The sequence below is a fragment of the Mycobacterium sp. DHQP2018-32-09 genome (assembly GCF_058148405.1).
Window position 1 is genome coordinate 29,225 of record NZ_JBYVYK010000034.1, and the last position, 12,499, is coordinate 41,723.

At 71.3% G+C, this 12,499-nt stretch carries 15 protein-coding genes; 9 read left to right on the top strand and 6 right to left on the bottom strand.

Annotated elements, in window-relative coordinates:
* Position 1: 1 nt before the first annotated feature.
* The 3 genes from AC30CM_RS17245 to ald form a co-directional block, all read right to left on the bottom strand.
* Positions 2 to 1,693 carry an MOSC domain-containing protein gene (locus AC30CM_RS17245; RefSeq protein WP_490118118.1) on the bottom strand — a complete coding sequence of 564 codons (1,692 nt, stop codon included), beginning with the start codon at positions 1,691 to 1,693 and terminating at the stop codon, positions 2 to 4.
* Between the two features lie 22 nt (positions 1,694 to 1,715).
* Positions 1,716 to 2,273 carry a DUF4334 domain-containing protein gene (locus tag AC30CM_RS17250; protein WP_490118119.1) on the bottom strand — a complete coding sequence of 186 codons (558 nt, stop codon included), beginning with the start codon at positions 2,271 to 2,273 and terminating at the stop codon, positions 1,716 to 1,718.
* A gap of 105 nt (positions 2,274 to 2,378) precedes the next feature.
* Entirely contained in the window at positions 2,379 to 3,494 is a 1,116-nt protein-coding gene (gene ald, locus AC30CM_RS17255; RefSeq protein WP_490118120.1) for an alanine dehydrogenase, read from the bottom strand.
* 95 nt (positions 3,495 to 3,589) lie between these two features.
* Between ald and aldR the strand changes: the two genes are divergently transcribed.
* Together aldR and AC30CM_RS17265 are read left to right on the top strand one after the other, a co-directional pair.
* On the top strand, positions 3,590 to 4,105 hold the full coding sequence (gene aldR / locus AC30CM_RS17260; protein ID WP_490118121.1) for an HTH-type transcriptional regulator AldR: 516 nt from the start codon (positions 3,590 to 3,592) through the stop codon (positions 4,103 to 4,105).
* Complete coding sequence (locus AC30CM_RS17265) at positions 4,102 to 4,905, top strand: hypothetical protein (RefSeq protein WP_490118122.1); 804 nt, start codon at positions 4,102 to 4,104, stop codon at positions 4,903 to 4,905. Before aldR ends, AC30CM_RS17265 begins: the two co-directional genes overlap by 4 nt.
* A 13-nt stretch (positions 4,906 to 4,918) precedes the next feature.
* On the opposite strand, the gene AC30CM_RS17270 is transcribed toward AC30CM_RS17265, so the two are convergent.
* The gene (locus AC30CM_RS17270; RefSeq protein ID WP_490118123.1) at positions 4,919 to 5,827 is read right to left on the bottom strand and encodes an NAD-dependent epimerase/dehydratase family protein; all 909 of its coding nucleotides are present in this window, start codon (positions 5,825 to 5,827) and stop codon (positions 4,919 to 4,921) included.
* Between the two features lie 115 nt (positions 5,828 to 5,942).
* On the opposite strand from AC30CM_RS17270, the gene dapB reads away from it, so the two are divergent.
* The 4 genes from dapB to AC30CM_RS17290 are packed head-to-tail and all read left to right on the top strand — an operon-like array spanning position 5,943 to position 8,127.
* The gene (gene dapB / locus AC30CM_RS17275) at positions 5,943 to 6,677 is read left to right on the top strand and encodes a 4-hydroxy-tetrahydrodipicolinate reductase (protein ID WP_490118124.1); all 735 of its coding nucleotides are present in this window, start codon (positions 5,943 to 5,945) and stop codon (positions 6,675 to 6,677) included.
* A 4-nt stretch (positions 6,678 to 6,681) separates the two neighbouring features.
* A complete protein-coding gene (locus AC30CM_RS17280; protein ID WP_490118125.1) occupies positions 6,682 to 7,161 on the top strand; it encodes a hypothetical protein in 480 nt (159 codons plus the stop codon).
* A gap of 47 nt (positions 7,162 to 7,208) precedes the next feature.
* Positions 7,209 to 7,610 (top strand): flavodoxin family protein, encoded by a 402-nt coding sequence (locus AC30CM_RS17285; protein WP_490118157.1) that lies wholly within the window; start codon positions 7,209 to 7,211, stop codon positions 7,608 to 7,610.
* A 49-nt stretch (positions 7,611 to 7,659) separates the two neighbouring features.
* Positions 7,660 to 8,127, top strand: a complete 468-nt coding sequence (locus tag AC30CM_RS17290) for a hypothetical protein (RefSeq protein ID WP_490118126.1) — start codon at positions 7,660 to 7,662, stop codon at positions 8,125 to 8,127.
* Positions 8,128 to 8,237: 110 nt separating this feature from the next.
* Here the strand turns inward: AC30CM_RS17290 and AC30CM_RS17295 are convergent, their stop codons facing one another.
* Together AC30CM_RS17295 and AC30CM_RS17300 are read right to left on the bottom strand one after the other, a co-directional pair.
* The gene (locus AC30CM_RS17295; RefSeq protein WP_490118127.1) at positions 8,238 to 9,155 is read right to left on the bottom strand and encodes an HpcH/HpaI aldolase/citrate lyase family protein; all 918 of its coding nucleotides are present in this window, start codon (positions 9,153 to 9,155) and stop codon (positions 8,238 to 8,240) included.
* A gap of 62 nt (positions 9,156 to 9,217) precedes the next feature.
* The gene (locus tag AC30CM_RS17300; protein ID WP_490118128.1) at positions 9,218 to 9,955 is read right to left on the bottom strand and encodes a dienelactone hydrolase family protein; all 738 of its coding nucleotides are present in this window, start codon (positions 9,953 to 9,955) and stop codon (positions 9,218 to 9,220) included.
* 41 nt (positions 9,956 to 9,996) lie between these two features.
* Between AC30CM_RS17300 and AC30CM_RS17305 the strand changes: the two genes are divergently transcribed.
* The 3 genes from AC30CM_RS17305 to AC30CM_RS17315 are packed head-to-tail and all read left to right on the top strand — an operon-like array spanning position 9,997 to position 12,498.
* The gene (locus tag AC30CM_RS17305) at positions 9,997 to 10,797 is read left to right on the top strand and encodes a thymidylate synthase (RefSeq protein ID WP_490118129.1); all 801 of its coding nucleotides are present in this window, start codon (positions 9,997 to 9,999) and stop codon (positions 10,795 to 10,797) included.
* 10 nt (positions 10,798 to 10,807) lie between these two features.
* Entirely contained in the window at positions 10,808 to 11,293 is a 486-nt protein-coding gene (locus AC30CM_RS17310; RefSeq protein ID WP_490118130.1) for a dihydrofolate reductase, read from the top strand.
* Positions 11,290 to 12,498: a winged helix-turn-helix domain-containing protein gene (locus tag AC30CM_RS17315; protein WP_490118131.1), complete on the top strand. Its 1,209-nt coding sequence runs from the start codon at positions 11,290 to 11,292 to the stop codon at positions 12,496 to 12,498. Before AC30CM_RS17310 ends, AC30CM_RS17315 begins: the two co-directional genes overlap by 4 nt.
* The last annotated feature ends 1 nt before the right edge of the window (position 12,499 follow it).

Sequence of the window (12,499 nt, forward strand, 5' to 3'; positions counted from 1 at the left end):
GTCACAGGTCCAGGATCACGGGTCCGTCGGGCACCGCGCTGCACACCAGCACGTCGCCGTCGGGCGGCGGATCCAGCGGCGGCGCCGCGTAGGTCACCGCGCCGTCGAGGATCCGGGTGGTGCACACGTGGCAGACCCCGGACCGGCAGGAGAACCGGGTGGGCACGTCGCATGCCTCGGCGAAGTCCAGCAGGCTGTCGTATCCGTTCGACCAGTCGACGGTGATCGCGCTGCGCGCGAACGTCACCGCGGGCCCGTCGCCCGGCGCTCCCGGTGGCGGGTGCGGGGCGGGGTGCTCGGCGCCCACGACGCCGGGGTTGACGGCGGTCAGCGTTCCGAAGGTCTCGGTGTGGATGCGGGCGGGGTCCACGCCGGCGTCGGTGAGCAGATCGCCCACGTCGCGCATGAACGCCGTGGGGCCGCACACGTAGGCGTCGGCGTCGGCGGGCAGGCCCAGCGCGGCGACGGCGCGGGCGTCGAGGCGACCGTCACTGCCGGTGTACCTGATGTGGCGGTGCCCGTGGGGCAGCCGGCCCAGGAGCTGCTCGACCTCGGCCTTGAAGGCGTGCGTGGTGGCGTCTCGGGTGGTGTGGATCCACCACACCTCGCGGGGGTGGTCCGCCAGTGCCCGCAGCATGGCGAGCACCGGCGTCACGCCGATGCCCGCGGAGACGAGCAGCACCGGGCCGGTGCCCTCGACCAGCTGGAAGTCACCGCGTGGGGCGGCGACGTCGACGGTCGCGCCGGCGCGGAGCCGGCCGTGCAGCCAGGTGCTCACCAGACCCCGGGGTTCACGTTTGACGCTGATTCGGTAACTCGTCGCGTCGGCGTCCGACACCGAGTAGTTGCGCACCGGGGCGGGGTCGGCCGCCGCGACGCGGATCGTCAGGTATTGGCCGGGGCGCGGGGCGGGGAGCGCGCTGCCGTCGAGCGCCTGCAGCCGCACCGACATCACCTCCGGGGTCTCGGTGTGCACGCCGGCGACGCGCAGCGGGCGGAAGCCCGACCACGCGGGACCGACGGGCGTGGGAGGCACGGTGTCGGTGCCGGCGGGGGCGTCGAGCAATTCGCGGAACGACCCCTGCCATCCGGGGCTCAGTGCGGGAACGTCGAGGGCGTCGCGCATCCGGTCGTCGTCCCGGCCCGGCAGGTAGAGCAGCGCGTCGACCTCGGCCACGGACAGTCGGTGGGGACCGCGCGCCGTCACGGCGATCGTGTCGCCGGCCCGAACGTGTCCTTCCCGCAGCACCCGGAGGTAGAAGCCGGGGCGATGGTGTGCGACGAGGAGGTTGGGCATCTCGGGAACCCCCAGCCGCAGTCCGATGCGGAAGCACGTCACGCGGGGCTGGGTCACCTCGAACTCGGCGTCGCCGATTCGGAGGCGATCGCCGATGCAGACCTCGTCGTCGGCCAGCCCGGAGACGGTGAAGTTCTCGCCGAAGTGGCCGGGGCGCAGGTCGTCTCGGTTCAGGACGGTGGCCCAGTGGTCGTAGGACTCCACCTGGTAGACGAGCACCGCGCGGTTCGGGCCGCCGTGACCGCCGAGGTCGCCCTGCCCGTCACCGTCGAGGTTGAGCGTGCGGGCCATGACGGGCCCGTCGACGGGCGTCTTCCAGATGCCGGTGTGCACGGTGCGGTGCTGCCAGGGCACGTCCTTGGGCAGGCCGACGTTGACGGAGACCAGCTCGGCCATCTGGCCTCCTGCGTCGTGGGGATCAGCGGCGCACCGGCAGTGAGTCGTCGCGGGTGAGCACGAAGAAGTATGGCGCGCGCAGGCCGCGTAGGTCCATGGCGCCGATGACCGAGTCGTCGTCGAGGCGGTGGAAGACGTCGTTGATGGGCAGTTGGTCGTAGATCATGGTGGCGCTGTCCACGCCGCGGTAGCGCGTGGTGCGCAGCCGGGCCTTGGCGGTGCGGGCGCGCAGCACGGGCCGCAGCGTCGTGATGACGCCGCCGAGATCGAGCCGGTGGACCGCGGGCAGCTTGGTGGCGATGCCCAGGCCGCCGAACGCGAGCATCGGGTTCAGCGCCCACAGCGCATCGCGGGTGCGGGTGGGGAACAGCAGCGGGTGCACGGTCTCGGCGTCGACGAACTGCTTGCCCCACCAGCCGCTGGCGGCCAGCATGCCGTCGAGTGGGTGTCCGGTGGGCAGTTCGGCGCCGCGCCAGGTGCCGATCATGGCGTCGGGCTCGACGGCGGGGGCGGCGTCGAACAGCGCGAGGGCGTCGGCCGTGGTGGTGGGTGCGTCGGGTAGCACGTCGGCGAGCGTCATGCCGGAGAGCATACTTGACAGGTGTCAAGAACGGCGGCGGGTCCGGAAACGGCATCGCCCGGCCGGCGCCGCGAGGGCAGCCGACCGGGCGAGGGGAGAGCGGTCTTAGGCCAGCACGCCGGCGGGATCGGTGAAGGGCAGGTCCAGATCCTTGGCGACCTGCTCGCTGAGCAGCGCGCCTTCGTGCGTGGACAGGCCCTTGGCCAGCGCGGCGTCGGACCGGCACGCCGCCTGCCAGCCCTTGTCGGCGAGCTTGAGCACGTAGGGCATGGTGGCGTTGGTCAGCGCGAACGTCGACGTCCGCGGCACCGCGCCGGGCATGTTGGCCACGCAGTAGAACACGGTGTCGTGCACCGCGAACGTCGGGTCGTCGTGGGTGGTCGGCCGCGAGTCCTCGAAGCAACCGCCCTGGTCGATGGCGATGTCGACGAGCACCGAACCCGACTTCATCTGTGCGACGGTCGAATTGGTGACCAGCTTGGGGGCCTTGGCGCCCGGGATGAGCACGGCGCCGATCACCAGGTCGGCCTGCTTGACGGCCTCCTCGAGTTCCAGCGACGACGAGTAGCGGGTCTCGATGGCGCCGCCGTACTCGGCGTCGATCTTGCGCAGCGTGTTGACGTTGAGGTCGAACACGGTGACGTGGGCGCCCATGCCCCAGGCCACGGCCGCGGCGTTGTCGCCGGCCATGCCGCCGCCGATCACGACGACCTTGGCCGGGGCGACGCCGGGCACGCCGCCCATCAGCACGCCGCGGCCGCCCTGGGTGCGCATCAGGTGGTAGGCGCCGACCTGTGCCGAGAGCCGTCCGGCGACCTCGCTCATCGGCGCCAGCAGCGGCAAGGCACCGTCGGCGGTCTGCACGGTCTCGTAGGCGATCGACGTGGTGCCCGAGGTCATCAGGGCGTCGGTGCACGGCTTCGATGCGGCCAGGTGCAGGTAGGTGAACAGGGTCTGGCCCTTGCGCATGCGGCCGTACTCGGCCTCGATGGGCTCCTTGACCTTGAGCAGCAGGTCGGCCTCGGCCCAGACCTCGTCGGCGCCGTTGACCAGCTGGGCGCCGGCGGCCTTGAAGTCGTTGTCGGTGATCGCCGAGCCGGCGCCGGCGCCGGCCTGCACCAGCACGTCGTGGCCGCGCCGGGTCAGTTCTGCCACGCCGGCGGGCGTGATGGCGACGCGGTATTCGTTGTTCTTGATCTCGGTGGGGATGCCGACGCGCACTGCTACTCCTCGGGTGTATGGCGTTCTGCTGAAAAGTGTGAAGAAACGTCGAGAAGATGGCAATTACTACGACGAAGATTCGTTATAGTTCGCCTGTGGCTCCCAAATCGTCGGAATTGCTGGCTCCTGTCGGGTCGTCGTCGAAGAATGTTCGAGCGGTCGACCTCGACGACGTCGACCGCCGCATCCTGACCGCGCTGCACGCCGATGCGCGGATGTCCAACACCGCGCTGGCCGAGCTGGTGGGCATCGCGCCGTCGACCTGTCACGGCCGCGTGCGCCGACTGCAGGATCTGGGGGTCATCCGGGGCTTCTACGCCGACATCGATCCGGCGGCCATCGGATTGTCGTTGCAGGCCATGATCTCGGTGAGCCTGCAATCGCACGCCCGCGGCAAGATCGACAGCTTCATCGGGCAGATCCGCCGTCGCCCCCAGGTGATGGACGTGTACTTCCTGGCGGGCACCGACGACTTCATCCTGCACGTCGCCGCCCGCGACACCGACGACCTGCGATCGTTCGTCGTGCAGAACCTCAACGCCGACGCCGACGTCGCGGGCACGCAGACGTCGCTGATCTTCGAGCACCTGCGCGGGGCGTCACCCCTGTGAGCGAGGGCGCCGACGAGCCGGGGCGCGCCGTGGACGCGGCGCTTCACGAACTCTTCGGCCTGCGGCCCGAGGGCTTCACGGCGCGGCGCAAGGAACTGGTCGCCGCGGCGCGCCGCAGCGGCGACGCCGACGCGGCCCGGGCCATCGGCGCGGCACGCCGGCCGACGGTGGCGGCGTGGGCGGTCAACGTGCTGGTGCGCGCCGACCCCTCGGTACGCACCCGGCTCGCCGCGGTGCGCGCCGCGTTGCAGGCCGCGCACACCGCCATGGACGGCGCCCGCATCCGGGAGCTGACCCGCGCGCAGCGCCTGCTCGTCGACGAGCTGACCCGTGCGGCCATGGCGGCGGCCGGTCTCGAGACACCGTCGCCTGCGCTGCTCGAGGACGTCTCGGGCACGTTCCAGGCGGCGGTGGCCGATGCCGACGTCGCGGCCCGGCTGGGCCGGTTGAGCGCGGCGCAGCGGTGGTCCGGCTTCGGGGACTTCGCGGTGCCCCAAGCTCCGGTGCCCCAAGCTCCCGTGCCCGAGAAGTCACCGCCGCGGTCGGTCCGCCCGCGGGACACGCGGGCCGCGCAACGCCGCCGCGCGGCAGCCTCCGCCGCCCGCGATCGTGCGCGCGAGCGGGTCGACGAATGCCGGGCCGCGGTGGCCAGCGCACGACGACGCTACGAGCAGCTCCTCGCCGGGCTGGCCGCCGCCGAGCAGGCAATCGACGATGCCGTCGTCGCCGTGGAACGGGCCGAAGCCGAACTGGCGCGGGCCGATTCGGCTCTGCGGGGGATCGGCGACCCGTCGTCCTGACCCGTCGGGGATGTCAGCGCGACGGTGCGACCAGCTCGGGGTGGAAGGTCGCGACCATCCGGCGGATGCCGTCGCGCCAGTCGACGCGCGTCCCCCCGGTCAGCTCGCGCAGCCGGGTCGCGTCCGTCGGGCCACCGCGCAGCGCGTGGTCGCTCACCTCGAACACCGGTTCGCGGTCCACGAGTTCACCGATGTAGGTGCACCACTCCTGCAGGCTCGTCGTCTGCTCGCCGCACCAGTTGACGGTGACGGCGGGCACCGCCGCCGCCTCCAGCAGCCGCGGCAGCGTCGCGATGACGTCGTCCTCGTGGATCGGGTTGTAGCGCGCGGGGCCGCCCGGCGGCACGGGGATGGGCATGCCGGCCAACATCATCTCCATGTGGAAGAAGGGCCACCCGCCGTTGTCGCCGTAGGGGACGTTGAGCCGGGCGATCACGGTCGGCACCCCGAGCGCACGCGCCATGGTGCGGGCGACCACCTCCCCGGCGATCTTGGAGATGGAGTACGTCGGGAACATCGAGCGGTGGTTGTCGCCGAGTGCGGCGGACTCGGTGCGGGGCTCGTCGTCGGGCGGGTCGTAGACCGCGGCCGACGAGCAGTGCAGGAACGCCCTGGCGTCGGCACAGTGCGCCATGAGCAGGCCGACCGATTCGGCGTTGGCGGCCAGGTCCTTGTCCCACCGGCCGCTCTTGGCCACCGCGAGGTTCAGCACGTAGTCGAAGTCCGACGGCAGCGCACTGAAGTCGCCTGCGGCGAGGTTCACCGTCTGGCAGCGGATCCCCGCCCGTTCCAAGCGCTCTCGCGCCGCGGCATCGGTGAACCGGGCGATGCCCCACACCTCGTTGTGCTGGGCCAGCGCCGTGGCGATGGGCTCGGCCACCTGGCCCGTGGGTCCGGTGACGAGGATCTTGGCGTCGCGCATGGCCGCGATGCTAACCAGGCGGATGCGAGCGCCACGGCGATTCGGCTCGGGTGGCCTCGGATCGGCTGGTCACCGGCGCCGCGAGACGCCGTGGGGCCTTCGTTACGCTGGGCCCATGCGAGTGGGAGTCCTGGGTGCCAAGGGCAAGGTCGGAGCGACGATCGTCGCCGGGGTGGAGGCCGCGCAGGACCTGACCTTCACGGTCGGCGTCGACGCGGGTGACCCGCTGCAGCGTTTCGTCGAGAGCCAGACGCAGGTCGTCGTCGACTTCACCCACCCGAGCGTCGTGATGGACAACCTGAAGTTCCTCGTCGACAACGGCATTCACGCCGTCGTCGGCACCACGGGCTTCACCGACGACCGCATCGCCCAGGTGCGCGAGTGGCTGGCCGCGGCACCCGGCGTCGGCGTGATCATCGCCCCCAACTTCGCGATCGGCGCGGTGCTGTCGATGCAGTTCGCCAAGCAGGCGGCGCGGTTCTTCGAGTCCGTCGAGGTCATCGAGCTGCACCATCCGCAGAAGGCCGACGCCCCGTCGGGTACCGCGGCGCGTACCGCCGCGCTCATCGCCGAGGCGCGAAAGGGCATGCCGCCCAACCCCGATGCCACCAGCACGGGGCTCGACGGTGCCCGCGGTGCCAGCGTCGACGGCATCCCGGTGCACTCGGTGCGGGTGGCCGGCCTGGTCGCCCACCAGGAGGTGCTGTTCGGCACGCAGGGAGAGACGCTGACCATCCGGCACGACAGCATCGACCGCACCTCGTTCGTGCCGGGCGTGCTGCTGGCCGTGCGCCACGTGGCCGAACGCCGCGGGCTGACCGTCGGCATCGAACCGCTGCTCGACCTGTGACCTCGTGACGGACGATCGGCGCGCCCTGCGCATCCAGATCCTCATCGGGTTGATGTGTGCGGCCATGGTCGCGTACTTCGTCCTGCTGGGACGTACCGGCGTGCTGCTGGTGCGCTCGGGCGAGCCCGCGGCCACCGGTCTGGGCGCGGCGATCCTGATCATGCCGTTCATCGGGCTGTGGGCCATGGTGGCGACGCTGCGCGACGGGTTCACCCACCAGCGGCTGGCCCGCCAGATGCGGGAGCAGGGCCGCGAACTCGACGTCAGCGGGCTGCCCCGGAGGCCGTCGGGACGCATCGCGCGCGACGCCGCGGACACCCTCTTCGACGACGTCAGGGCGGAGTTGGAGGCCGCTCCCGACGACTGGCGCAGCTGGTACCGGATCGCACGGGCCTACGACTACGCCGGGGACCGCAGGCGCGCCCGCGACGCCATGCGCAAGGCCGTCGACCTGGAGCGCGCGCAGCGCAAGGACCGGTCGTGACGACGCTGCTGATCGTGCACCACACGCCGTCACCGCACTGTCGGGAGATGTTCGAGGCCGTCCTCGCCGGCGCCACCGATCCCGAGATCGAGGGCGTGCAGGTGCTGGCCCGCCCGGCGCTGGTGGTCTCCCCGGTCGAGATGCTCGAGGCCGACGGGTACGTGCTGGGCACCCCGGTGAACCTGGGGTACGTGAGCGGGGCGCTCAAGCACGCCTTCGACGTGTCCTACTACCAGCTGCTCGACGCGACCCGCGGCCGTCCGTTCGGGCTCTACCTGCACGGCAACGACGGCACCGAGGGGGCGCAGCGGGCGCTGGCCGGCATCACGACCGGGCTTGGTTGGGTCAAGGCCGCCGCGGACGTCGTGGTGTCCGGCAGACCCACTCGGGACGACGTGCAGGCGTGCTGGGAACTCGGCGCCGGCGTGGCTGCGCAGTTGACGGCCTGACCGGCCGGCGTTTCGATACCGTCTGCTGGCGTCTAGTGATGGAGGAGCCATGCCCGGTATCGCCGAACTCGCCCTCGCCGGTGCGCCCATCGCGGGCGGCGCCCTGCTCGGGATCGCCGCGGGCAACCTGCGGCCCCCGGACCTGCGCGCCACCATCAAGGCCGACATGGAACTGCTGGAGAAACTGCCACCGGAGCAGGTGGAGCGCCGTGCCGAGCTGCAGCGTGTCATCGACCTGCGCATCGACGACATCGTCGCCGGGGTGGACAAGAACCGGTCGATGCGCGAGGCCGCCCTGTCCTACCAGGGCAACTGGCGCGACATCGTCGTCTTCCTGTGCGCGGTGCTGTTCACCATCGTGTGGGCCACCGCCGTCGATGCGAGCAAGCGGTCGAACTACTGGCTGATGCTCGTCGTGCTGATCGTGGCGAGCGTCGTCGCCGGCGGCTACGCGTTGCGCGGCATCCTGCGCGCGGTGCGCACGTTCCTGGGCTCGCGCGACGCGTCGGAGGAGTAGCCCGGCGGGCTCTCCCGGCGGACGTTGCGGGACCGGTCGGGTCTCGTGGTGGGTCGGGTCCCGTGGTGGGTCGGGTCCCGTGGTGGGTCGGGTCCCGTGGTGGGTCGGGTCTAGTAGTGGTAGGTGTCCGACGGCGCGGGCACGTGGTCGGGGTCGTCGCCGAACTCGGACTCGTGGATGCCGTACGCCTTGGCGAGGTCCAGGATCTTGTTCGCGCGGGCGATGCGCGGCAGGTCGGAGCCGTTGCGGATCTCGCCGCCGTCGCGCTCGAACTCGGCGAAGAACTCCTTGGCCCAGGTGATCTCCTCCTGCGAGGGCGACAGACCCTCGTTGACCGGACCGCACTGGTCGGGCAGCAGGCAGATCTTGCCGGTCATGCCGAACTCCGCGGAGACGGCCGTGGCCTCGGAGAGCTTGAGCGCGCTCGAGCCGACGGTGGGTCCGTCGATGGCGCCCGGTAGGTGGGCGGCCTTCGCGGCGATGGTGAAACGCGACCGGGTGTAGGCCAACGTCGCGGGATTCTCGCCGAATCCGGTGTCGCGCCGGAAGTCGCCGATGCCGAACGCCAGCCGGAACGTGCCCTTGGCCGCCGCGATCTCGGTGATGCGTTCCAGGCCGCGCGCGGTCTCCACCAGCGCGACGATCGGCACGCCGGGCAGCCGCTTGGCGGTCTCGGTGACGTGGTCCACCGACTCGACCATCGCCAGCATCACCCCGCCCAGCGACGTGTCCTTGAGCTGCTCCAGGTCGTCGGCCCACCACGGCGTGCCGAACCCGTTGATGCGCACCCAGTCGGAGTTGCCGTCGGCCAGCCAGCGCAGCACGTTGTCGCGTGCGGCCACCTTGTCCTTGGGCGCCACGGCGTCCTCGATGTCCAGGACCACGATGTCGGCGCGCGACCGCGCCGCCGGAGCGAAGCGGTCGAACTGCGCGCCGTTGACCAGCAGCCAGGACCGCGCCAGCACGGGGTCGATGCGGAAGCCCGGGTCGGCGGTGTCGGCGTCGGCGGAGAAGGTCTGGTCGTACACGCGCCCATCGTCGCCTACCGGTCCCTGCGAGGCCAGCTTGGGGTGATCTTGCGCCCCGGGCCTCAGCCCAGTCGGTCGCCGAACACGCGTTCCATGGCCTGCCAGTGCCGCTCGGCGGCGGCCTCGTCGTAGGGGGCGTTGTCGGGCACCGCGAAGCCGTGTTCGGCGTCGTAGAACTCCACGACGTGGTCCACGTGTGCGGCGGTCAACGCCTGGTCGAGGGTCTGGGCCTGCTCGGCGGTGAACGACCGGTCGTTCTCGGCCCCGGCGACGTAGACGTAGGCGCGGATGGCGTCGGCGCGCAGGTGCGGGCTGTCGGCGTCGTCGGTGGCCAGACCGCCGCCGTGGAAGGACATGGCCGCGGCCACGCGGTCACCGAGGTGCCCGGCCACCACCAGTGACGTGCGCCCGCCCATGCAGTAGCCGGTGGTGCCGAACGCGGTGCCCGACACCTCCGGGCGGCGCTCCAGGTAGTCGAAGAACGCCGCGGCGTCGCGCACCATCACCTCGGGTGTCACCTTCCTCATCGTCGAGAACAGCCGGGCGCGCTCGTCCTCGTCGGAGAACACCGTCGCCATGTCGAAGGGCTGCCAGCCGGCGTCGCGGTAGTACACGTCGGGCACCAGGACGGCGTACCCGAGCCCGGCGAGTCGCTCGGCCATGTCGACGAACGCCTGCCGCGTGCCGCCGGCGTCCGGATACATCACGACGCCCGGCCACGGCCCCGAGCCCTCGGGGGTGCTGAGCGTGACGGGACAGGTGCCGTCGGCGGTGGTGATCGAGTCGGTGATGGTGGGCATGACCTCCGTTCTACTCCCAGCGCACGTCGTAAGCTGACCGGGTGCCCATCGCAACCCCGTACGAGGATCTGCTGCGGCTGGTGTTGGAGACCGGCACCCCCAAGTCGGACCGGACGGGTACCGGTACCCGCAGCCTGTTCGGTCACCAGTTGCGCTACGACCTGGCGGCGGGCTTCCCGCTGATCACCACCAAGAAGGTGCACCTGAAGTCGGTGGTCTACGAGCTGCTGTGGTTCTTGCGCGGCGACTCGAACGTCCGCTGGCTGCAGGAGCACGGCGTCACGATCTGGGACGAATGGGCCTCTCCCACGGGCGATCTGGGCCCCGTGTACGGAGTGCAGTGGCGGTCGTGGCCCACGCCGTCGGGAGAGCACGTCGACCAGATCAGCGCGGCGCTGGAGTTGCTCAGGCGCGACCCCGACTCGCGGCGCAACGTGGTGTCGGCCTGGAACGTCGGGGAGATCCCGCAGATGGCGCTGCCGCCGTGCCACGCGTTCTTCCAGTTCTACGTCGCCGATGGCAAGCTGAGTTGCCAGCTGTACCAACGCAGCGCCGACCTGTTCCTCGGGGTGCCGTTCAACATCGCCAGCTACGCGCTGCTGACCCACATGATGGCCGCCCAGGCCGGTCTGGCCGTCGGCGAGTTCGTCTGGACCGGAGGCGACTGCCACGTCTATGACAACCACGTGGAGCAGGTGCGACTGCAGCTGAGTCGCGAGCCTCGACCGTATCCCAAACTCGTTCTCGCACATCGTGATTCGATCTTCGACTACGTCTACGACGACGTCGAGATCGTCGACTACCACCCGCACCCGGGCATCAAGGCCCCGGTGGCGGTGTGACGGGCACGCGGTGACGGAGGTCGGGCTGATCTGGGCGCAGTCCACGTCGGGGGTGATCGGTCGCGACAACGGCATCCCGTGGCGGCTGCCCGAGGACCAGGCGCACTTCAAGGACGTCACCATGGGACACACCGTCGTGATGGGCAGGCTGACGTGGGAGTCGCTGCCGGCGAAGGTGCGCCCGCTGCCGGGTCGCAGGAATGTCGTGGTCACGAGGCAGGCTGACTACGTGGCAACGGGTGCAACGGTGGTGGCGGGCCTGGACGAGGCCCTCACCGACGACGTGACGTGGGTGATCGGCGGCGGGCAGGTGTACGTGCTGGCGCTGCCGCGGGCGACGCGTTGCGAGGTCACCGAGATCGACGTGGACGTCCGTCGCGAGGACGACGACGTGGTGGCCCCGGTCCTCGACGAGGGCTGGATCGCCACCGACGGCCAGTGGCGGACCAGCGCCTCGGGGCTGCGTTACCGGTTCTCGACGTACGTCCGGGCATGACCCGGCTCACGGCCGACGCGGCACGTCGGACGGCGGTGGCCGCACAGGGTTTCGCCGAGCCCAGGCCGAAGGGGGCGGTGACCCGGGCGCACCTGCGGCGTTTGCTGTCCCGCATCCAGGTGTTGCAGCTGGACTCGGTGTCGGTGGCCGTGCGCGCGCACTACGCGCCGGTGTTCAGCCGCCTCGGCTGCTATGACCGCGACGTGGTGGACGCGGCGGCGTGGACGCACTCCGCGCGCTCGCCGCGCCTGCTGGTCGAGTACTGGGCGCACGAGGCGGCGCTGATGTCGGTGGAGGACTGGCCGCTGCTGCGCTGGCGGATGCGCGAGTATCAGCACGGCCGGTGGGGCCGCGAGATCGTGCGCAAGAACGGCAAACTCGCCGAGGACGTGGTGGCGGCCGTGGCCGAGCTGGGGCCGTCGACGGCAGGCCAGATCGAGGCGCATCTGGAGACGGAGCCGCGGGGCCGCAAGGGGCCGTGGTGGGATCGCAGCGAGACCAAGTGGGTGGCCGAGGCGCTGTGGTCGGCGGGGGTGTTGACGACGGCGACGCGTGTCGGCTTCGCCAGGCACTACGACCTCACCGAACGCGTGCTGCCGCCCGAGGTGCTGGCCCGTGAGGTGGACGACGACGAGGCGGTGCGGGAGCTGATCCTGCGGGCGGCGGGGGCGTTGGGGGTGGCCACCGAGGCGGACCTGCGCGACTACTTCCGGCTGAGCCCCAAGCAGAGCAAGCCCGCCGTCGCGGCGCTGGTGGCCGCCGGGCAACTCGACGAGGTCGACGTGGACGGCTGGGGCGCGCCGGCGTATCTGCCGGCCGGTCAGACCATCGCGCGCCGCGACCGGGGTACTGCGCTGCTGTGTCCGTTCGATCCGCTGATCTTCTTCCGGCCGCGGGTGCAGCGGATGTTCGACTTCCGCTACCGCATCGAGATCTACGTGCCGCAGCCCAAGCGGCAGTACGGCTACTACGTGTGGCCGTTCCTGCTCGACGGTCGACTGGTGGGGCGCGTCGACCTGAAGGCCGATCGCGCCGCCGGGGCGCTCAACGTCGTCGGCGCGTTCGCCGAACCGGATCAGGAGCACGCTCGCGTGGCGGCGGCGCTGGCCGCGGAATTGCGGTCGATGGCCACGTGGTTGGGCCTCGGCGACGTGACGGTGGGGGATCGCGGCGACCTGGTGGGGGCCTTGCGCGCGGTGCTGTAGG